The organism is Aeromonas veronii bv. veronii (assembly GCF_000820225.1).
Classification (GTDB): Bacteria; Pseudomonadota; Gammaproteobacteria; order Enterobacterales; family Aeromonadaceae; genus Aeromonas; species Aeromonas veronii.
Genome location: NZ_CDDK01000043.1, coordinates 131,958 through 151,548, shown reverse-complemented (window position 1 = coordinate 151,548; position 19,591 = coordinate 131,958). Strand labels below are relative to the sequence as shown.

The following is a 19,591-nucleotide window of genomic DNA, read 5'->3' as shown; positions in this document are numbered from 1 at the left end:
TGATAATTTACGGCGTTGAGCGCGCTCTGACGGCGAGGAGAGCGTAAAAATGGTCTCTATAGAGTCTTTTTTGTGTTCAAACTATGGGCTGGCCGTGATGGTGAGCGGAAGCCGGCGCTAAAAAAATCGGGACCAGAACAGTCCCGATTGGCATGGAGCATTGCTTATCGTTTAGTGGGCATCTTCCTGCTTGATCTTGAAGCGCATGGCGATCACCACGAACAGCAGCGGGCCAATGATGGTCCAGACGCCGGTGGAGATATCGCCGGAGATAAAGGGGGCCACCACGGTAAAGACGTTGCCGAAGGCGACCAGGATCAGGCTGATGATGGTAGCCAGCAGCACCGAGCTCGAGCTCTTGAAGAAGATCAGATCCTTGCCCAGCGCCGGGTTGTTGCGATAGCGATACCAGGCGTAGATGAGGAACATGTAGGGCAGGGTCATGCCGACGTTGGTCATGGTGATGATCAGCTCATAGAGGGCGGCGGCCCCTTCCGGGTTGATCAGGGTAAAGATGGACTTGGCGGCAATGAACAGACAGACCACCCAAGCTTGCACCTTGAGGGCTTCAATGCGCACGCCATTCTCGTTCTCGCGCTGGAAACGCTCCGGCCAGAAGTAGCTCGGGGTGCCGGTGATGAACTGGCGCAGTGGCGCGTATGAGAGGGCGATAAAGGCGCCCAGATAGCTCAGGAACATGCCAAGGCCAGCAAAGCGCATGAACACCTGTCCCAGCCACTCGCCACCGAGATGGCGCCCCAGCTCCAGCATGATGATGAAGAGGGCGGAGAGAGAGGTGATCCCCTCGGCCGGGAAGTCGCTCCAGCGCATGATGGAGCCGACCGCCAGAAAGCCGATGATGTAACAGAGCACGATGAAGGCGCCGGAGAGGAAGATGCCGCGCTTGAGGTCGCGCTCGGGATCTTCCAGCTCGTCAGCCACCCCGGCCATCGCCTCGACCCCGCCGTAGGCGAAGATGGCGAACACCATAAAGCCGAGGAAGGGGATGATGTCGTTGAACGCGGCATTGGGAGACGCCGTCAGCGATGCCTGGGTGAAGGGCTCCTGCAGAGTCATGCCGCTCACCGCGAAGGTGAAGACGCCACCGACCAGCAGCAACACGTTGAGTGCCACCACGGAGAGACCGCCGATGGCCGCCACTTTAGCGAAGCGGGCGCTACCCAGGGTGATGAGCTTGGTGACGGTGGCAACCAGCGCTATGGCGACTACGCCCAGAATAAAGGGGCCGAAGTCGATGCCGGTGCCCAGGGTGACCGGGATGACGGTGATGTCGCGGCCAAACAGCATGAAGGAGAGGGGCACCCACATAGAGAGCGCCTTGCCAAACATCCAGATGACGTAGGAGGCGAACCACATGGTCAGACCGATAAAGGCGAATCGGGTCGAGACCGAGTGGCGCATCCAGGTAAAGATACCGCCCGCCTCTTTGCGAAAGCCGGTACCAAACTCAATCATCATCAAAATGAACGGGATGAAGAAAAACAGACCGCCGATCACGAACATCGGAATGGCGGCATATCCCATTCGGTAAAAACCGATCCCGATATTAGTGACGCCAAATACCGATGTTAATATCATCAATATAAAGGCGCCCAACTTCAGCTTTTTTGCCGACATATTAAAAACTCCCTGATGGTGCTGGATTTAAAATAATCAAAAATTAAACAGACGAAACCGGACCCATTAATAACGCGGTAGCGCCATTCCATCCTGCTGTGGCGGGCGCGATCAGGTCATCTCTGACCGGGCTGGCTTACCCGTCAGGCGGTCAATGAATGTATGGGCGGAGCGGCATGGTCTGTGCCATGCGCGGTATTGGTCAGCGTTGCCGAAAATTAACTGTGAACGATTTTATCATTAATGCTGCTGGGCAGGTAAGTTTCCCGAATGAAGCTGTGGTTGAAATAAACAGACCTGCCAGTTAATTGATACGTTGCGGATGTAAACATTTACGCCCGGGCCGACACTTATTTCCATTATTGGTATTCGGTATATTTGGCGGAGTGAATTACGCCATCCTGCCTGATAAATACGCACCAATGGCGACAGCGTTTATCCTCCCAGCCGGGTCAGCAGCACGCCGCCAGTGATAATGGCCGCCGCCGTCAGCCGCATGCGCCCGAGCGGCTCTTTCAGCAGCCAGACCGAGAGCAGCATGGCAAACAGCACACTGCTTTCGCGCAGAGCCGCGACCACGCCAATGGGGGCTTGGGTCATGGCCCAGATAACAATCCCGTAGGCGAGTAGTGACATGGCACCTCCGGTTGCGCCAACCAGTGCATATTGGCGGATCTGGCGCCATGCGTTGCGCTTTTGGTGGACGAGCAACACCAGCAGCATCGCCAGCCCGGTACAGGTAAAGAGCCAGAGGGTGTAGCGTACCGGTTCACCCCCTGCGCGGGCGCCGGCCCCATCCGAGAGGGTATAGGTCGCCGTGAACATGGCCGTGATCAGTGCCGCCCGAACCGCTTTGCTGTCAAGGCGCTGCTGCCCGCCTCGCCAGGCCATCAGCAAGACCCCCATGATCAGCACGCAGGCGCCGATGATGCCGCCGTAACCTGGGTAGTCCCCCAGCAGCAGGGCACTTAACACCATGGCAAGCAGCGGGGCACTGCCACGGGCCAGCGGATAGATCTGGCCAAAATCGCCCTGATTGTAGGCATGGCTGAGAAACAGGCAGTAACCGATATGGAGCAGGACTGAGAGGCCGAGCCAGGGCAGCTCGGCAGCAGAGGGAAGCCCCATGGGCAGCAGCGCCACGGCGGCGATAAGTCCTGAGAAGATCGCCACCAGTGACACGCCCACCAGCCGCTCTTCGCCAATCTTGACCAGCGCATTCCAGCTGGCGTGAAGCAGGGCGGCCAGCAGGACGGCAAAAAAGACGGTGGTGCTCATGGGAAAGGGCTCTCGGGAGATGGGGGTCAACAGCATACCCGCCCGGAGCCTGATTGGCCGAGATCTTTATCAAGGCTTCGGCTTTTCGGGGGTCGACTCCTGCGTGATGGCGTTACCCAGTTGCCCCAGTACCAGTTTGGGATGGGGATCGGTCTGCAGCGGTATATCTTGCAGCTCGGTTCCCTGCTGATGGCGATGGATGATCCCGGCGGCCATCTTGCCCAGCGCTTCGTAGCTGCTGATGGTGCCAACGCTGCAGCCGTGTTCGACGAACAGCTCGGCACTGCAGATGGTAGGGATGGCAGCTGCGTTGAGTGCATTCAGCAAACGGGGGGCGATGGAGAGCAGATAGCTGTCTGCGGCCAGAAAGACGATGTCGTTTTTGGCATCCTGTTGCAGCCGCTTCAGTTCGTTGTCCAGCCGCCGTGGGTCAGGGGCCATTCGCCAGGTGACCATCTGCCACTGATAGCGTTTCGCTTCATTGAGCAGCATATCGGCCACCAGCAGGGTGTTCTGCTCACGGGGGTTGAAGGGTAGCAGCAGCCGTTTTCCGGTGGCCAGATGCTCGCTGGCGTTGGCCAGTTGCAGTGCCATCGGCACCATGTTGCTTACCCCGGCTACCATGCTGTTCTGGGTTTTGTCTTCCGAGAGAATGTCTGCCCCGACCGGATCGGAGACCACATTGAAAATCAGAGGTTTGCGGTTGGCCACCAGACTCTTGGTCATGGTGGTGGCGGTGGTGCCAAAGGTGTAGATGTAGTCGTATTCGGCCAGTTTCGGCAGCATCTGCTGGCGCAGCATGGTTGCCAGCGCCGTACGATCCTGATCGGCGTTATAGGTGGTGATGGTGGCCTGATAGCCAAGGCGGGTCAGCTCTGCCCGAAAGCCCGCTTCGGCTGCGGTTTCACCGCGCCACAGCACCATGGCGATAGAGAGGGCGTGAGCGGGAAGAGCCAGCAGCAACAGCAGGACGAAAAGCAGCCTGACCATGATCATCTCTCCGGCGATACATCTACTGTTGAGCCTAGGCCACTTTCTCCGGTCGTGAGCGACGCCCAGCAAAAAGCGCGATGGCAAGCCATCGCGCTTTGGGGATCCGCAAAACCTCGATTAGAAGTCGTAGCGGGCAGCCAGCTGGAAGTCATCCTTGTTGGCAGTCGCTTTGCCGGCAACGCTGTCCAGATTGTTGATGCGGTACTCGCCAATCACCCGCAGGTTCTTGTTGAATTTGTACTGGGCACCCAGGGTGTAGTAGTCAATGGCATCGGTTTTCTTGCCGCCAGTGACTTCCTGCTCCTGTTTGTTCCACAGGGCCATCAGACCGAAGCCGTTTTCGAAGTTGTAGCCCAGCGCGGCTTCCCAGCCGGTATGGTCGGTGCCACTTTGGACAAAGTCAGAGCCATCGGCATAGCTCAGAGCCGCATAGGCCGCCTTGTTGTCGAACTTGGCAGAGATCAGCCACAGTTTGGCGTCTTCGGTATTCTTTTCCTGACGTTGGCCAACGTTGTAGGCGGTACCCAAAGACAGATTGAACGGGAAGGTGTAAGCCACGGCTGCACCATAGGCTGGGTCAGCTGCGGAGGTCTTGTTGCTGCTCTTGTCTTCTTCTTGGCCGCCATCAAATTTGTAGCTGGCATCAAACTGGAAGCCATTGAACAGGCCGGAATACTTCAACACGGAACCAGCGCGGTTGGTGGCGAAGGTGTCAGTCTTGGCGCCCAGCGCTTCGTTGCCGTAGCCGTCGGAGAGGGAAACATCAGTCCAGTCGGCCAGGAAGCCCGGGGCCCCTTTCTGGCGACCGAAAGTCACGGTGCCCCAGTCAGCGCCGACACCGGCAAAGGCCAGACGGGTGCGCAGGTTGTCTGTGCTTCCATCTTTACCCAAGGTCTTTTCGCTGTCGTTGATGTACATCTGCACTTCGTACTGGGCCAGCGCCTTCAGACCGCTCTGGATCTGGGTCTCGGCCTTGGCACCGAAGCGGACAAACTGGTTTGCCCCTTGCTTGGCGCTGTAATCCTTGGTGCCATTCGGATTGGCAGTATCGACGTTTTCTTTCTTGTCGCCGAAGAATTGGCCAGCGTAGATACGGCCATAGAGATCCAGCATGGAGGTGTCATTTTTGTACACTTCAACGGCTTGAGCCTGGAAGGCTGCGGTGAGAGCCAGTGCCACTACAGTCAGCTTTTTCATCTTAATCCCTTGTGGTGTTGCAAGCTTTTGTTTTGAAAACGGGGTCATGCTAGGCAGCAGGGATGACAGCGGGGTGACAGTTGGATGAAGAGTCGATGGCAATTGGGTTGCAATTGGATGAATTGGCTACATTCTTGCTCGCAGCGGCTACTTTTGTGCGCAAAGGTTTGCCCTTGTGGTAGAATGCCGCCCGTTTTCGAGCTCCATAGGTTGGATATGCGATGAGACGTGAACTGGCAATCGAGTTTTCCCGAGTGACGGAAGCGGCTGCACTGGCTGGCTACAAGTGGCTCGGACGTGGTGACAAGAATATCGCTGATGGGGCGGCCGTAGCGGCCATGCGCCACATTCTCAACCAGATCGAGATCGATGGTGAGATTGTGATCGGCGAAGGTGAAATTGATGAAGCGCCGATGCTCTATATCGGCGAGAAGGTTGGTACCGGACACGGCGACGCGGTGGATATCGCGGTCGATCCCATCGAGGGTACCCGCATGACCGCCATGGGTCAGGCCAACGCGCTGGCCGTGCTGGCGGTGGGCGACAAGGGTTCTTTCCTGAAAGCGCCCGACATGTACATGGAAAAGCTGATCGTCGGGCCCAAGGCCAAAGGCGCCATCGACCTGGATCAGGCTCTCGAGCTGAACCTGAAGTCCGTGGCCAAGGCGCTGGGCAAGCCGCTCTCCCGTCTGACCGTCATTACCCTGGCCAAGCCGCGTCATGACAAGGCAATCAAGGAGATGCAGGGTCTGGGCGTGCGGGTGTTCGCCATTCCTGATGGTGACGTTGCCGCCTCCATCCTCACCTGTCTGCCGGACAGCGAAGTCGACATGCTGTATGGCATCGGCGGCGCACCGGAAGGGGTGATCTCCGCGGCGGTGATCCGCGCGCTGGATGGTGACATGCAGGCCCGTTTGGTGCCGCGTCACCGCGTCAAGGGCGACAGCCCGGAAGTGCGTGCGCTGGGCGAGCAGGAAATTGCCCGCTGCGAAGCGCTGGGCATCGATGTCAACAAGGTGCTCAAGCTGGAAGACATGGCGAAGAATGACAACGTCATCTTCTCCGCCACCGGCATCACCAAGGGTGATCTGCTGGATGGCATCACCAGCGATGGCGTGATGGCGACCACCGAGACTCTGTTGATCCGTGGCAAGTCGCGCACCATTCGCCGTATCAAGTCGATCCATTACCTTGAACGCAAAGACAGCGTGGTACGCGATATCATCCTGTGATGATGGCTCGCTGAACCGGCTGTGTTGTCTGAAGCCCGATCGCCCGTGCGGTCGGGCTTTTTGTTGTGTGCCAGCTACGTTTGTGCCGCCGCTTCGGCTATGGTGGCTCAGACCATCCCAAAGGAGTGGAGTCTATGGAGTGTCGTAGCGGCTGCGCTGCCTGTTGCATCGCCCCCAGTATCAGCAGTGCCATTCCCGGTATGCCAGATGGCAAACCGGCTGGCGTCCCCTGTATCCAGCTCGATAGCGCCCTTGGCTGCAAGATCTTCGGTCAACCGGAGCGGCCGGCGGTGTGCGGCGGTTTTCGCCCCATGATGGATGTGTGCGGCAGCCACCGTGCCGAGGCCATCTGGCTGATCGGCGAGCTGGAGCGGCTCACCACCTGACGAGGGCAGGGCGAAGAGATAAAAAAAGAGGCCGCATAATGCGGCCTCTCGCGTTTCTGTTTGCCGGGGATCAGATCCCTGCCAGTTCCAGTGCCTGACGATAGTACTCGTTGGCCTTGTTGGTGAGGCGGCGTTTGTCCATCAGCTGGCCGAGAGCGTGATAGGCGGCGGCGCTCGGCGCCCGCTCCACCTCCTGCTCCAGCAGCTTCTGGGCATCGTCCAGCTGACCTGCCAGCAGATAGAGCTGGGCCAGTGCGGTGTCCACATCCGGTTGCCCCTGCTGTTTTTGCAGCAGCGCCAGCAGCGGCTGGTAGCTGTCGAGTTTCAGCTTGGGCAGACGAGCCAGCAACTGGGGCATCGGCTGTTTGCGCAGCGCCTCCTGCCACAGGGTGGCAGCCTCGCTGTCAGCACCCAGCTGGCGCAGCAGATCGCCGTAGCAGGCCAGTAGTTCTGGCTCAAGGCGCAGCTTGCGCGGCAGATCCTGCCATACCGCCTTGAGGGTCTCGAGGCTGCCGGCAGCCTGTTGCAGACGACCACACCAAGCCTGTTGCAGCAGATCTTCTTCCTGTTTCGGGGTCAGCTTGCCCACTTTGTGCAGCGCCGGGATCAGGTCGCACAGGGCGCTCCAGTCCTGACGGGCCAGATGTACCTGACGCAGCTGATCCAGCACCATGGGGTGGCGCGGGTTGAGGGCGTAGACCGACTCCAGCATCGCCAGCGCGGTATCGTACTGGCCCTGCTCGATCTGCAACTGGGTCTGGGTCAGGGTGAGCGCCAGCTCGGCTTTGGGATTCTCCTCCTGCGCTTTTTGCAGGTATTGATCCCGGCGGGCGTCGTCACCACGGGCCTGTGCCGCCTTGGCGGCGCTCAGGTAGTTGAGCAGCGGGGTGTCGCTGTTGCTGGCCCCCTTGATCATCAGCTTTTCAGCCTGACTGTAGTGCCCTTCGGCCATTGCCAGGGTGGCGGCGACGGTCTGTTGATTGGCCTTGCGGCGGCGGCGCGAGCCGTACCAGCCGAGGGTCTTGCGGCGCAGGCCGAATACCCGTCCCAGCAGCCACTCGACGATCAGCAGGGCGCCGTAGAACAGCACGGCCAGGATCACCGCGCTGGTGACGGAAGATTCGATGGTGTAATTGCCAAGGGCAATCAGCACATAGCCCTTGTTGCCGGAGGCTTGCGGGCCAAAGATCAGCCCTGCGACCATCACGGCGACCAGAATGATTATACGGATCATGGTGCCCTCCTCAGCTGCTGGCCAGAATGCGTTGCAGGCGTTCGGTCAGCACCTGCTCCAGCATCGCCTGGGTCTTGAACTGGGCCGGATAGTCGATCTGGATCTGCTCACCCTTGAGCTTGTCGATCTCGCCCTGCATGTAGCGGGTGGCGCTGTTGTCGGTGTCGAAATACTGGGTCAGCCAGCGCTGGGCCTTGTCCAGGCTGTCTTCGTAGAGCGCCTGCTGCTCGCGATAGACGGAGAGCTGGGCCTGCAACAGCTTGGTCTTGAGGTTTTCACGCAGGAAGATCTCCTGCTGCGGCGAGAGCAGCGCCTCGACCGCGCCATCGCGGCGACGGATGGTGACGAAGTTCTCGGTGAACTTGACCCAGTTCTTCTTCAGGTTGCTCTCCCACTCGTCGGGATTGGTGCTGACCGCCTGATCCGGCTCGGCCTTGGCTTCCGGCATGCTGACGGTGGAGAGGGGCAGCAGCTCGATCTGGTCGGACAGTGCAGCCAGCTTGAGGGTCAGCCCCTCGCGGTCGATGCGCGGCATCCCCTTGAGCTTGGCGATATCCTCGGCCAGCGCCTTGCGGATCGGCATCAGGCTGGGGTCGTTGAGGGCGGCGATCCGCTCGTCGGCATTGCCGAGCAGGGTGATGGCGGAGACGAGGTCATGCTCCAGCCACAGTTTGCGGCCCGCCATCCGTACCAGATACTCGGATTCGGCCAGCATCCAGTCGTTGGGGCGCTTGTCGTTGAGATCCAGTACCCGGTTCTGCAGACCCTGCATCTCCCCCTGCAGCCGCTGCTGGGTTTGATCCAGTGCGGCCAGCTGCTCGGCATCCTTGCTGCTGGTCTGGTCGATCTTGCTCAGGGCGCTCGCCAGCTGTTGCTTGAGCTGGGCCAGTTCGGCCTGCTGGGCTACCGCATTCTTGTGACCGTGCAGATAGAGACCGCCGGTCAGGCCAAGGGCCAGCAGGATGGCGACCCCTCCCAGTACGGCACCGGAGCGGCTCTTGCTGCCATTGACCGCAGCGGTCGGCTGGGGTTTGACCTGGGATTCTTGTTGTTCTGTCATTCCATCTTCCTCAGTTCCAGTGCGGCCGTCAGGGCCTGGTTGGATGCACCTTGGGCAATCGTGATATGGATAAAGCCCGCTGCGCTGGCCATCTCGGCCACGCGCGGGCTGGGGACCACCAGCAGGCGGTCAAAAAGCCAGGGCTGCTGGCTGGTGGGAACCAGCTCCAGCAGGCGTTGCAACAGTTCACCACTGGTAATGAGCAGGCTGTCCAGCCCCGCTGCCTGCCAGTGGCGGGTTAATGTGTCCCCGTCCAGCTCGGGGTAGTGGCGCTCATAGGCCGCACAATAGTGCACCAGAGCACCGCGTGAGGCCAGCGTGCTGGCGATGAGATCCCGCCCGCCATTGCCCCGCAGGATCAGTACCCGTTTGCCTGCTACCTGCTGCAGGGCGGGCAGGGCGAGCAGCCCTTCGCTGCGCGGGTCATCCGGGCAGCTTGCCGTGATGCCGATGGCGGCAAACGCATCTGCGCTGGCCTGACCCACCGCAAAGTACTCAATATGTGGCCAGGTCTGACCAGTTTGCAACAGAAAATCGTGTGCAAAATGAACGGCATGAATGCTGACGGCGATAACCGCGTCAGCACTGCGCAGCAGGTCGGGCAGGAGAGGGAGTTCGCTGCCCGCCACGGTTTCCAGCAGCGGGCAGCAGAGTGGTGCATGACCGTGCCGGCGCAGCAACTGCACCAGCTCGGTGGCCTGGGCGGCCGGACGCACCACCAGCGGTGTCATGCGCGGTAGACCTCGGCCAGGATCTCGTCGGCACCGGCGGCCAGCAGGCGCTGGGCCAACTGCTCGCCGAGGGCCTCACCATCGGCCAGCGGACCGCGGATCTCGTCGCGGATTACCTGGGTGCCATCCGGGCTACCCACCAGACCGCGCAGCCAGATCTGCTCGCCTTCGACCAGTGCGTAGGCACCGATAGGCACCTGACATCCCCCTTGCAGGGCGCGATTCATGGCGCGTTCGGTCAGCACCCGGGCGCGGGTCTCGGTGTGCTCCAGCGGCGCCAGCAGGGCGTGTAGCTCAACATCGTCGAGGCGGCATTCGATGCCGACAGCCCCCTGACCGTTGGCCGGCAGGCTCTGCTCCGGCTCGATAAAGGCGGTGATGCGGTGCGCCATCTCCAGTCGTTTCAGACCGGCGGCGGCGAGGATGATGGCGTCGTACTCACCGGCATCCAGCTTGGCGAGGCGGGTGTTGACGTTGCCACGCAGGTCGCGGATCACCAGATCCGGGCGGGCGGCGCGCAGCTGGCACTGGCGGCGCAGGCTGGAGGTGCCGACCACGGCCCCTTGCGGCAGTTCGGCAATGGCCTTGAAACGATTGGAGACGAAGGCATCGCGGGGATCTTCCCGCTCGCAGATGGTGTGCAGGCCGAGCCCCTCGGGGAACTCCACCGGCACATCTTTCATGGAGTGAACGGCGATATCGGCCCGCCCTTCCAGCATGGCGGTCTCCAGCTCCTTGACGAACAATCCCTTGCCGCCCACTTTGGCCAGCGGGGTATCGAGGATCTTGTCACCCTGAGTGCTCATGGGCACCAGTTCGACCTGCAACTGCGGGTGCAGGGCTTCGAGCCGGTCTTTGACAAAGTTGGCCTGCCACAGGGCCAGCGGGCTCTTGCGAGTGGCAATTTTCAGGGTTCGGGCTGCCATATCAATCAGTTGTTTCATTTTTAGAAGGAAATCGATATTACCACCCTTTGCCCGGGCTTTCATGGCGGAGCCGGCAAAAGCGGGGTCAAGCTCAAAAATGCATGCTGAAAATGATTTTCATTAAGCAAGTAGTGTTGATTAATTCATTGAATGTATTGGAATTTAATGATTTCCCCTGATACTTGATGTGGTCATACCAGAAATAATCTGACGTTTAGCTGAAGGCTTGTTTACCACCGCTGTTTGCATTGTTAACATGATCACACTTTTTTGACGTATCCCCCTTTTGGTGCGTCATTTTCACTTAGGTGATAGGCAGGGCATTGCAGGAACACATCGATACGCTGGTTGCGCGTTATGACGACATTACCCGTCTCAAGACGCAACGGGCGTTAGGCCTCATGAGTCGCTATGGGCAGCAGGTATTCCAACTGCTGCCTGTCATGCTGCACTTCAATCATCCCCTGCTGCCCGGTTATGTCTCCGGTGATGTCCCTCATGGCATCTGGAGCTTCAGCGCCACCGCCGAGCAGCAAGCCTTTATCGATGACCTCTGCCGCAACGCCAACTGTCAGAGCGGTCTGGCAACCCATGATCGAGCCATTCAGGGGCTCTACTCCATGGGCAGCACCTCCTCCATCGGTCAATGCTGTCACTCCGATCTCGATATCTGGGTCTGCCACGTGGCCGGTTTGTCGCAGGAACGGCTCGATCTGCTGGAGCTGAAATGCCAGCAACTCTCCAAGTGGGCCGAACAGCGCGGGGTCGATCTCAACTTCTTCCTGATCCCGGAAGACAAGTTCCGCCAGACCAACGATGCCCAGATGCAGGGGGAGAGCTGCGGCAGTGCCCAGCACCTGCTGCTGCTCGACGAGTTCTACCGCAGTGCCATGCGTATCGCGGGCAAACGCTTGATCTGGTATCTGGTGCCCACCGAATGTGATGATCACTACGATGCGTATGTGAACGAGCTGTTCGAGAGCGGCAAGCTCAGGCAGGATGACTGGCTCGATCTCGGCAGTTTTGACCGTATTCCGGCCGAAGAGTATTTCGGCTCCGCCCTGTGGCAGCTCTACAAGGGGATCGACTCCCCCTACAAGGCGGTGCTCAAGTCGGTGCTGATGGAAGCCTACTCCCACGAGTATCCCAATACCCGCCTGCTGTCGATGATTGGTCGCGACTGGTTCCAGCACAACGAGGGGATGCACTACCGGCTCGACAACTACTGTCTGATGCTGGACAAGGTGACCAACTACCTCAAGTCCATCGGCGACATGGCGCGGCTCGATCTGGTGCGCCGCTGCTTCTACCTCAAGGTGTGCGACGGTCTCAGCCATCCCAAGGATGACCACTCCCCCGAGTGGCGCCGTGAGCAGATGAGCCAGCTGGTCTCCTACTGGGGCTGGAGTCAGGACAAGCTCTATCAGCTCGATCATCGCCACGAGTGGAAGATCGAAGAGGTGAAGATCGCCCACGCCGAGCTGCTGGAAGCTCTGATGCAGAGCTACCGCAACCTGATCCAGTTCGCCCGTCGCAACAACATCAGCGAGTCGATCAACCCGGAAGATATCGGCATTCTGTCGCGCAAGCTCTACGCCGCGTTCGAGAGCCTGCCGGGCAAGGTGCAGCGCATCAACCTCAAGATCGCGCCGGATCTCAGCGAGCCGGATCTCAGCTTTGTGCAGGTGCCCCACGGTCGCCTCAACCGCGCCGGCTGGTATCTCTACAAACATTCGCTGGAGCCGGTGGACATCATTGGTCGCGCGCCGCTGGAGTTCAACGGCTACATCAGCAAGCTGGTCTCCTGGGCCTACTTCAACGATCTGCTGACACCCCAGTCGCGGGTGCACCTGTTCAATCAGGGGTCGGATCTGCACATCGACAATCTGCACCAGTTCTGCCGTGATCTCTCCGGCTGCTTCCCCGAGAAGTATCCGCTGGCCACCAACCTGGCCCTCAGCCGGCCGTGCGAGATCCGTCAGCTCTCCATCTTCCTCAATCTGGAGATGGACCCGACCAGCCACTGGGTCGGTCAGGTGATCGAGTTTGACGCCAACACCGTGGATGTCTTCTCGTTTGGTCGCAATCAGGAGTGTCTGGTGGGATCTGTGGATCTGGTCTACCGCAACTCCTGGAGCGAGATCCGCACCCTGCACTTCCAGGGGGATGAAGCCGTGGTCGATGCCCTCACCACTATCCTCGGCAAGATGCATCAGGATGCTGCCGCCCCCGAGATGATCGAGGTGTTCTGCTACAGCCAGCACTTCCGCTCTCTGGTGCGCTCCCGCTTTCAGACGCTGGTGGCGGAGTGTATCGACCTGCGCCTTGCCCGCGACAAGCAGCAGTTGGTCAAGACCATGGCCCTTGGCCGCGAGAAGTACGGCATCTTCTTCGAGCGGCGCGGTGTGTCGGTGAAGAAGCTGGAAAACGCCATCGATTTTTACCGTCACATCTCCCACAACAAGCTGGATCACCTGCCGCTGCGGCTCGACAAGACCCACAGCCAGCATCTGCCGAGCATCGTCGATGCCTACGCCAGCGAAGGATTGGTGCAGTTCTTCTTCGATACTCGGGATGCGGGCACCAACATCTATATCCTCGATGAGGCGAACCGGGTGGAGATCTACCAGCACTTTGCCGGCAACAAGGATGAGCTGGTGGCGGGGGTCAACCGCTTCTACACCTCCAATCACGAGCGGTTCAGCGATGATGGGCAGTTCATCAACTTCAACCTGCCGCAGTACTACGAGATAGTACAAGTGAATGGTGAGCTGGATGTGATCCCCTATCGCAGTCAGGGCACTCTACGCGAACAGGTGCCGCCCGCTCGAGAAGTGGGCTGACCCGTCAGTTGGTATCGCCATAAAAAACGGCCTGCAGATGCAGGCCGTTTGCTTTGCCGGAAGGGCTCACGCGCCGAGGCGGGCCAGCAGCCAGCTGCGAATGTCGCCGAGCTGCGGGCGGCAGATCTCGTGGCGCATCGGGTACTCGTGCCACTCGGGGGCGAGCCCGGCAGCTTCAAGCCGGTTCTTGGCATCCCAACCGAGCGACAGGCTCACCACATCGTCATAGATGCCGTGCATGTAGCAGATGGGCAGGGTGCGAGCAGCCTCGCTCATCTCGCCGAGCAGCTTGTCTGGGGCTGCCAGATAGGTGGACATGCAGAGCAGGCCCGCCAGCGTTGCCTGATAGCGCAGCGCGGTGAAGGAGGCAATCACCCCGCCCTGAGAGAAACCTGCCAGCACGATATGCTCGGGGGCAAACCCGTCGGCCACCAGCTGATCGAGCAATACGGCAATCTGGTTGGCTGATTCACGGACATGGGACTCCACGGCCCGCTCGGTGGGATCCTCGAAGCTCCTGATGTCGTACCAGCCGCGCATCTTGTAGCCCATGTTGATGGTGATGGGGCGCTCGGGGGCATCCGGCAGCAGGTGACGCACCGGTAGCTCGGCGGGTAGGTCCAGCGCATCCACCAGCGGGGCGAGACCGGCGCCGGAATCACCCAGCCCGTGCAGCCAGATCACCGCGTGACGGGCGCCCTGCGGGTGCAGGTCAATCATGGGAACACCACCTCTTCGCCCGCCTGGGCGGTGCAGGATTGGCTCAGCAGCGCCTTGAGCTCGTGGCCGAATCGGTTGTCGATCCAGGTGTCATCCTGCAGTTCGAAGTGGAAGCCGTTCTCGCGGGTGGCGACCCAAATCTGGTGCAGTGGCTCCTGCTTGTTGATGATGACCTTGGTCTTGTTCTCGAAAGAGAGGGTCAATACGCCGCCGTTGCGTTCGCAGTCGATATCCGGATACCCCTCGTCGAGCGTGTCTTCCACATATTGGAAAAAGGCGTCGGTCAGGGCGTGATACTCGTGATCCTTCATCGGTTTATCCTGTTGCTTTTAACAATGTGAGTGCGATTATAGAGGGCCAAAAATTTTTTCGCAGCGAACCATTATGATCACTCAGTTCACCAAGTGTCTGCTTGCCACTCTTCTGTCCCTCGGGTTGGCCGCGTGCGGTCTGAAGGGGCCGCTCTATATGCCGCCCCCCGAGCAGCCACAGAGCCAGAGTACACCGCAAGCAGCACCGCCTGCGACCTCCGAGGCTGCCACCGAGGCCGCGCCGCACTAATGCCGCACCCATTCTAGGAAGGAACCGCCCCCTTGGATCACTTTAACTACGACGCCGACGGCCAGCTTCAGGCCGAGCAAACCTCGCTGCAACAGCTTGCCGAGCAGTACGGTACCCCGCTTTACGTCTACTCCCGTGCGACCCTCGAGCGCCACTGGCACGCCTTCGACAAGGCCGCTGGCGATATTCCCCATCTGATTTGCTATGCGGTGAAGGCCAACTCGAACCTGGCGCTGCTCAACCTGCTGGCCCGTCTGGGCTCGGGGTTTGACATCGTCTCCGGTGGCGAGCTGTCGCGGGTACTGGCGGCGGGGGGGGATCCGGCCAAGGTGGTCTTCTCCGGGGTGGCCAAGAGCGAGGCCGAGATGCGCCTCGCGCTGGAAAAAGAGATCCTCTGTTTCAATCTGGAGTCGGAAGCCGAGCTGGAGCGCCTCAATCGGGTGGCGGGCAACATGGGCAAGAAAGCTCGCGTCTCGGTGCGGGTCAATCCGGATATCGATGCCGGTACTCACCCCTATATCTCCACTGGCCTCAAGCAAAACAAGTTCGGCATTCCCATTGAGCTGGCGCCAGCCATCTATCGCAAGGCGGCCGCGATGGCGAACATCGAGATCGTCGGGGTGGATTGCCATATCGGCTCGCAACTCACTGAATTGAATCCCTTTATGGAAGCGGCTGACAAGCTGCTGCGGCTGATCGACGGTCTGGCTGCAGAAGGCATTCATATCCACCATCTGGACGTGGGGGGCGGCCTTGGGGTCAACTATGGTTCCGAGCAGCCACCCCATCCGACCGAGTATGCCGAAGCGCTGAAGCAGAAGCTGGCGGGCCGGGATCTGACCCTGCTGTTCGAGCCGGGCCGAGCCATCGTCGCCAATGCCGGCGTGCTGCTGACCCGGGTCGAGTACCTGAAGCCGGGCGAGACCCGTAACTTCGCGCTGATCGATGCTGGCATGAACGACATGCTGCGCCCTTCGCTCTACGGCGCCTGGATGAACATCATCGAGGTGGATAGCCGTGCCGGCCATGCTCCCGCGATCTATGACGTGGTGGGCCCGGTGTGCGAGACCGGCGACTTCCTCGGCAAGGAGCGCACTCTGGCCATTGCCGAGGGTTCCCTGCTGGCAGTGCGCTCGGCCGGTGCCTACGGCTTTACCATGTCATCCAACTACAACACCCGTCCGCGCGCAGCTGAAGTGCTGGTGGATGGTGCCGAAGCACACCTGATCCGCGAGCGTGAGCAGTTGGCCGATCTCTGGCGCGGTGAGCACCTGCTGCCCTGATGGCGCAGTCTGGGACAATGATTTCATAACGGTTGACGGTGAGTTTTTACAGCCCTAACAGCACAGGAATGCACGATGTGGATAGATTGTTCCAGGATGCATGGGGCTTTGGACAACGACTTCATGGCGCTTGGCGACCCTTGGTTCGGTGAATTTTTACAGCCCTAACAGCACAGGAATGCACGATGTTGATAGATTTTTCCAAGATGCATGGCTTGGGCAACGACTTCATGGTGGTGGATGGCGTCACCCAGAAGGTATTTTTCAGCAATGACGTCATCAAGAAGCTGGCAGATCGCCACTTCGGGATCGGCTTTGACCAGCTGCTGCTGGTGGAGCCGCCCTATGACCCTGAACTCGACTTTCACTATCGCATTTTCAATGCCGATGGCAGCGAGGTGGAGCAGTGTGGCAACGGTGCCCGCTGTTTTGCCCGTTTCGTGCGTCTCAAGGGGCTGATCAACCGGGATCGCATCGCGGTCAGCACCGCCCGGGGTCGCATCGTGTTGCAGCTGGAGGGGGAGAATCAGGTCACGGTCAACATGGGGGTTCCCCAGTTTGAGCCGGGCAAGATCCCGTTCCGGGCCCAGAAGGCGGAAAAAACCTATCTGCTGCGGGCGCAGGAGCATACCGTGATGTGTGGCGTGGTCTCCATGGGCAATCCCCACTGCGTCATCGAGGTGCCTTCGGTCGCCGATGCGCCCGTCGAAACGCTCGGTGCCATCATGGAGCGCCACGAGCGTTTTCCCGAGCGGGTCAACGTCGGCTTCATGGAGATGGTCAATGCTACCGAGATCAAACTGCGTGTATTCGAGCGGGGCTGTGGCGAGACCCTGGCCTGCGGCACCGGTGCCTGTGCGGCGGCGGTGATTGGCATCAGTCAGGGCAAGCTCAAGGAGCGGGTCACCGTCAGTCTGCCGGGCGGCAAGCTGACCATCGCCTGGAAGGGGCCGGGCCAGCCGGTCTATATGACAGGTCCCGCCGAGCATGTGTTTGACGGCCAGATAGAGGTTTAGCCGATAAAGGTTCAGGTACGGGGGGCGTTGGCCCCCTTTGCCCATGATGTCGGGGCTGCTAGCCCCATTTCTCTGATGGATCAACCAATTTATGAGCGAACTCAAACGGCAGGAGCAATCGGTGGATGAAGCCACTGTGCTGGAGTACCTGGCCCGTTATCCCGAGTTTTTCCAACGCCATGCCGCCGTGCTGGACCGGATCCGCATTCCCCATGAACGCAAAGGGTCGGTCTCGCTGGTCGAGCGCCAGCTGGAGCGTCAGCGCGAGCGGATCGAACAGCTGGAGCAGGAGATCACCGAATTGATGGGGATCGCCAGCGAGAACGAGCGGATCTTCCGGGTCTATGCCGATCTCTACGGCGAGCTGTACGGCTGCCAGACCCTGTTCGAGGTGAGTGCCGTGATGGGCAAGGCCTTTGTCCAGCGGCTGCGCCTGACCGGGCTGCGGCTCTGGCTCAATCCCAAGAAGTTTGCCCTGAGCGGGCCCGAGCAGCGTTTTCTGGCACAGGGCAAGCAGCTCGAATCCCTGCTGGGTCAGCGTCTGCCGGGGCAGGATTACTACTTTGGCCGCCTGAGCCAGAGCGAGAAGCAGGCACTGTTTGGCCACGATGTGCTGGTCAACTCGGTGGCCCTGATGCGGCTCGGCGATCTCGGTGTGCTGGCCTTCGCCAGCTCGGATCCCGGCCACTTTACTCCCCATAACGACACCCTGCTGCTGGGCCAACTGGGGCGCCTGCTGCAACTGCGTCTGCCCGAGTTGACTCATGGCTAGAACACCGGCCAAGGCGCCTGCCAAAGCACCCGTCATCGCACCGCCACTGCCTGCGGCACTGGCTGACGAGCTGGCGGCCTTTATCGAATACCTGAGGGTCGAGCGTCAGCTCAGCCCTCATACCCGCAATAACTATCAAGCCCATCTGGAGGCGATGACCGCCGAGCTGGTGGCCCTCGGGCTCACTGACTGGGGTCGGCTCGAGGCGAGTCAGGTCCGAACTCTGGTGACCCGGATGCACAAGGCGGGCCTTGCTCCTCGTTCCCTTTCCACCAAGGTCTCTGCCCTGCGCAGCTTTTGCGACTGGCAGGTGCGGCAGGGGCGGCTGACCGCCAATCCGGCCCGTGGCATCGTCACCCCCAAACAGGGGCGGCCGCTGCCGAAAAACCTCGATGTGGACGAGATGCACCAGCTGCTCAACATCACCGACGAGCAGGATCCGCTGGCGGTGCGGGATCGCGCCATCATGGAGCTGATGTACTCCTCAGGGCTGCGTCTGGCCGAGCTGGTGGGGATCAATCTGGTGGATCTGAAGCTCGACGACCGCCAGCTTAAGGTGACCGGCAAGGGCTCACGGGAGCGGGTGCTGCCCATCGGCCGGATGGCGGTCGAGTGGCTGCAGAAATGGCTCAAGGTGCGCCCGCTGCTGGCCGGGGATGAGAGCGAGGCGCTGTTTGTCTCCAGCCGCAAGCAGCGGCTGTCGGCCCGCTCGGTGCAGGCCCGCCTCGATGGCTGGGGCAACAAGCAGGCGCTTAACGCCCATGTCCACCCCCACAAGCTGCGCCACAGCTTTGCCACCCATATGCTGGAGTCCTCCGGCGATCTGCGGGCGGTGCAGGAGCTGCTGGGACATGCCGACCTCTCTACCACCCAGATCTATACCCACCTCGACTTCCAGCATCTGGCCAAGGTCTACGACAGCGCTCACCCCAGGGCCAAGCGTGACCCGGATGCGCAGGACGATGAATAACGGGCCCTGAGCCCCGTTGCAGAGGAGAGTCCATGCACTTCTATCGCCGCTGGCAGCCGGTTGCTGCCATCTCGTTTGACCTCGATGACACCCTCTATGACAACGGCCCCGCCATCGTGCGGGCCGAGCAGTGGATGCTGAACCATCTGCGCAGCGAATATCTGGCGACAGCCATGCTCGACAAGCCGCGCTGGCTGGAACTCAAGCGCAGTGTGCTGAATGGTTCCCCCGAGCTGCGCCACGATGTCAGTCTGGCGCGCCAGCAGACCATCCGCGCTGCCATGGTCGAGGGGGGGATGGCCGACCAGCAGGCCAGCCGCGAGGCGGAGCAGGTGTTTGCTGCGTTTCTGGCAGAGCGCTCGAAGATCGAGGTGAGCGAGTCCACTCATCTGCTGCTGGCCAGACTGGCCGAACGCTATCCGCTGGTGGTCATCACCAACGGTAATCTGGATCTGGTTCAGGCCGGGCTGGATCGCTACTTCACGCTGGTCTGCAAGGCGGGGGCGGGCGCCAGGATGAAACCGGCGCCGGATATGTTTGAGCAGACCCGTAGTGCCCTCAAGCTGCCAGCAGAGCGGATCCTCCATGTGGGGGATCATCCCGAGACCGATGTGCTGGGTGCCCGTTTGCACGGCTTTCGCGCCGCCTGGCTCAACGAACGGCAGCAACCGTGGCAACAGCTGCAACTGTTGCCGGACGTGGAGCTGATGGCACTGGAGGAGCTGGCCGAGCTGCTGCTCTGATGGCGCTG

General features: G+C 60.5%; 19 protein-coding genes. 9 read left to right on the top strand and 10 right to left on the bottom strand.

Annotated features, from left to right (window positions below):
* Window positions 1-171: 171 nt before the first annotated feature.
* The 4 genes from yjeM to BN1139_RS18950 all read right to left on the bottom strand — a co-directional run bounded on the left by yjeM (window position 172) and on the right by BN1139_RS18950 (window position 5,106).
* The gene (gene yjeM / locus BN1139_RS18965; RefSeq protein ID WP_005355206.1) at window positions 172-1,638 is read right to left on the bottom strand and encodes a glutamate/gamma-aminobutyrate family transporter YjeM; all 1,467 of its coding nucleotides are present in this window, start codon (window positions 1,636-1,638) and stop codon (window positions 172-174) included.
* A gap of 435 nt (window positions 1,639-2,073) precedes the next feature.
* Window positions 2,074-2,952 carry a DMT family transporter gene (locus tag BN1139_RS18960; RefSeq protein ID WP_005355199.1) on the bottom strand — a complete coding sequence of 293 codons (879 nt, stop codon included), beginning with the start codon at window positions 2,950-2,952 and terminating at the stop codon, window positions 2,074-2,076.
* 33 nt (window positions 2,953-2,985) lie between these two features.
* Window positions 2,986-3,906 (bottom strand): ABC transporter substrate-binding protein, encoded by a 921-nt coding sequence (locus BN1139_RS18955; protein ID WP_005355197.1) that lies wholly within the window; start codon window positions 3,904-3,906, stop codon window positions 2,986-2,988.
* A gap of 120 nt (window positions 3,907-4,026) precedes the next feature.
* Window positions 4,027-5,106: a porin gene (locus tag BN1139_RS18950; protein WP_005355196.1), complete on the bottom strand. Its 1,080-nt coding sequence runs from the start codon at window positions 5,104-5,106 to the stop codon at window positions 4,027-4,029.
* A gap of 221 nt (window positions 5,107-5,327) precedes the next feature.
* Between BN1139_RS18950 and glpX the strand changes: the two genes are divergently transcribed.
* Window positions 5,328-6,338: a class II fructose-bisphosphatase gene (gene glpX, locus BN1139_RS18945; protein ID WP_005336386.1), complete on the top strand. Its 1,011-nt coding sequence runs from the start codon at window positions 5,328-5,330 to the stop codon at window positions 6,336-6,338.
* Window positions 6,339-6,472: 134 nt separating this feature from the next.
* Window positions 6,473-6,724, top strand: coding sequence for a YkgJ family cysteine cluster protein (locus BN1139_RS18940; RefSeq protein WP_005336384.1), 252 nt, complete (start codon window positions 6,473-6,475; stop codon window positions 6,722-6,724).
* Window positions 6,725-6,794: 70 nt separating this feature from the next.
* Here BN1139_RS18940 and BN1139_RS18935 read toward each other — a convergent pair whose 3' ends face one another.
* Genes BN1139_RS18935 through hemC form a run of 4 tightly spaced genes read right to left on the bottom strand, consistent with a single transcriptional unit; the run spans window position 6,795 to window position 10,675 of the window.
* The gene (locus BN1139_RS18935; RefSeq protein ID WP_013723395.1) at window positions 6,795-7,958 is read right to left on the bottom strand and encodes a heme biosynthesis HemY N-terminal domain-containing protein; all 1,164 of its coding nucleotides are present in this window, start codon (window positions 7,956-7,958) and stop codon (window positions 6,795-6,797) included.
* Between the two features lie 10 nt (window positions 7,959-7,968).
* The gene (locus tag BN1139_RS18930; protein ID WP_005336380.1) at window positions 7,969-9,018 is read right to left on the bottom strand and encodes a uroporphyrinogen-III C-methyltransferase; all 1,050 of its coding nucleotides are present in this window, start codon (window positions 9,016-9,018) and stop codon (window positions 7,969-7,971) included.
* Window positions 9,015-9,749 (bottom strand): uroporphyrinogen-III synthase, encoded by a 735-nt coding sequence (locus BN1139_RS18925; protein WP_013723396.1) that lies wholly within the window; start codon window positions 9,747-9,749, stop codon window positions 9,015-9,017. The genes BN1139_RS18930 and BN1139_RS18925 overlap by 4 nt, the downstream gene beginning before the upstream one ends.
* Complete coding sequence (hemC, locus tag BN1139_RS18920) at window positions 9,746-10,675, bottom strand: hydroxymethylbilane synthase (RefSeq protein WP_143231929.1); 930 nt, start codon at window positions 10,673-10,675, stop codon at window positions 9,746-9,748. The genes BN1139_RS18925 and hemC overlap by 4 nt, the downstream gene beginning before the upstream one ends.
* Before the next feature lie 323 nt (window positions 10,676-10,998).
* Here hemC and BN1139_RS18915 point away from each other — a divergent pair, with 323 nt between their 5' ends.
* The gene (locus BN1139_RS18915) at window positions 10,999-13,518 is read left to right on the top strand and encodes a class I adenylate cyclase (protein ID WP_041915401.1); all 2,520 of its coding nucleotides are present in this window, start codon (window positions 10,999-11,001) and stop codon (window positions 13,516-13,518) included.
* Window positions 13,519-13,584: 66 nt separating this feature from the next.
* Here BN1139_RS18915 and BN1139_RS18910 read toward each other — a convergent pair whose 3' ends face one another.
* Both BN1139_RS18910 and cyaY read right to left on the bottom strand, forming a co-directional pair.
* Entirely contained in the window at window positions 13,585-14,238 is a 654-nt protein-coding gene (locus BN1139_RS18910; protein WP_013723399.1) for an alpha/beta hydrolase, read from the bottom strand.
* Window positions 14,235-14,549: an iron donor protein CyaY gene (cyaY, locus tag BN1139_RS18905; RefSeq protein WP_005355181.1), complete on the bottom strand. Its 315-nt coding sequence runs from the start codon at window positions 14,547-14,549 to the stop codon at window positions 14,235-14,237. The genes BN1139_RS18910 and cyaY overlap by 4 nt, the downstream gene beginning before the upstream one ends.
* A gap of 73 nt (window positions 14,550-14,622) precedes the next feature.
* On the opposite strand from cyaY, the gene lptM reads away from it, so the two are divergent.
* The 6 genes from lptM (at window position 14,623) to BN1139_RS18880 (ending at window position 19,583) form a co-directional block, all read left to right on the top strand.
* Window positions 14,623-14,799, top strand: coding sequence for an LPS translocon maturation chaperone LptM (gene lptM, locus BN1139_RS21175; protein WP_074045189.1), 177 nt, complete (start codon window positions 14,623-14,625; stop codon window positions 14,797-14,799).
* 32 nt (window positions 14,800-14,831) lie between these two features.
* Entirely contained in the window at window positions 14,832-16,082 is a 1,251-nt protein-coding gene (gene lysA / locus BN1139_RS18900; protein WP_005355179.1) for a diaminopimelate decarboxylase, read from the top strand.
* A 185-nt stretch (window positions 16,083-16,267) separates the two neighbouring features.
* A complete protein-coding gene (gene dapF, locus BN1139_RS18895) occupies window positions 16,268-17,098 on the top strand; it encodes a diaminopimelate epimerase (RefSeq protein WP_005336371.1) in 831 nt (276 codons plus the stop codon).
* Between the two features lie 91 nt (window positions 17,099-17,189).
* Window positions 17,190-17,870, top strand: a complete 681-nt coding sequence (locus tag BN1139_RS18890; protein ID WP_005336370.1) for a DUF484 family protein — start codon at window positions 17,190-17,192, stop codon at window positions 17,868-17,870.
* Entirely contained in the window at window positions 17,863-18,840 is a 978-nt protein-coding gene (gene xerC, locus BN1139_RS18885; protein WP_005355177.1) for a tyrosine recombinase XerC, read from the top strand. Before BN1139_RS18890 ends, xerC begins: the two co-directional genes overlap by 8 nt.
* 32 nt (window positions 18,841-18,872) lie before the next feature.
* Window positions 18,873-19,583 (top strand): HAD-IA family hydrolase, encoded by a 711-nt coding sequence (locus BN1139_RS18880; RefSeq protein ID WP_005355175.1) that lies wholly within the window; start codon window positions 18,873-18,875, stop codon window positions 19,581-19,583.
* The last annotated feature ends 8 nt before the right edge of the window (window positions 19,584-19,591 follow it).

Bases quoted from the DNA above. Each gene is read 5' to 3' on its own strand.
- yjeM (WP_005355206.1), bottom strand. From the start codon at position 1,638: ATGTCGGCAAAAAAGCTGAAGTTGGGCGCCTTTATATTGATGATATTA.
- BN1139_RS18960 (WP_005355199.1), bottom strand. From the start codon at position 2,952: ATGCTGTTGACCCCCATCTCCCGAGAGCCCTTTCCCATGAGCACCACC.
- BN1139_RS18955 (WP_005355197.1), bottom strand. From the start codon at position 3,906: ATGGTCAGGCTGCTTTTCGTCCTGCTGTTGCTGCTGGCTCTTCCCGCT.
- BN1139_RS18950 (WP_005355196.1), bottom strand. From the start codon at position 5,106: ATGAAAAAGCTGACTGTAGTGGCACTGGCTCTCACCGCAGCCTTCCAG.
- glpX (WP_005336386.1), top strand. From the start codon at position 5,328: ATGAGACGTGAACTGGCAATCGAGTTTTCCCGAGTGACGGAAGCGGCT.
- BN1139_RS18940 (WP_005336384.1), top strand. From the start codon at position 6,473: ATGGAGTGTCGTAGCGGCTGCGCTGCCTGTTGCATCGCCCCCAGTATC.
- BN1139_RS18935 (WP_013723395.1), bottom strand. From the start codon at position 7,958: ATGATCCGTATAATCATTCTGGTCGCCGTGATGGTCGCAGGGCTGATC.
- BN1139_RS18930 (WP_005336380.1), bottom strand. From the start codon at position 9,018: ATGACAGAACAACAAGAATCCCAGGTCAAACCCCAGCCGACCGCTGCG.
- BN1139_RS18925 (WP_013723396.1), bottom strand. From the start codon at position 9,749: ATGACACCGCTGGTGGTGCGTCCGGCCGCCCAGGCCACCGAGCTGGTG.
- hemC (WP_143231929.1), bottom strand. From the start codon at position 10,675: ATGGCAGCCCGAACCCTGAAAATTGCCACTCGCAAGAGCCCGCTGGCC.
- BN1139_RS18910 (WP_013723399.1), bottom strand. From the start codon at position 14,238: ATGATTGACCTGCACCCGCAGGGCGCCCGTCACGCGGTGATCTGGCTG.
- cyaY (WP_005355181.1), bottom strand. From the start codon at position 14,549: ATGAAGGATCACGAGTATCACGCCCTGACCGACGCCTTTTTCCAATAT.
- lptM (WP_074045189.1), top strand. From the start codon at position 14,623: ATGATCACTCAGTTCACCAAGTGTCTGCTTGCCACTCTTCTGTCCCTC.
- dapF (WP_005336371.1), top strand. From the start codon at position 16,268: ATGTTGATAGATTTTTCCAAGATGCATGGCTTGGGCAACGACTTCATG.
- BN1139_RS18890 (WP_005336370.1), top strand. From the start codon at position 17,190: ATGAGCGAACTCAAACGGCAGGAGCAATCGGTGGATGAAGCCACTGTG.
- xerC (WP_005355177.1), top strand. From the start codon at position 17,863: ATGGCTAGAACACCGGCCAAGGCGCCTGCCAAAGCACCCGTCATCGCA.
- BN1139_RS18880 (WP_005355175.1), top strand. From the start codon at position 18,873: ATGCACTTCTATCGCCGCTGGCAGCCGGTTGCTGCCATCTCGTTTGAC.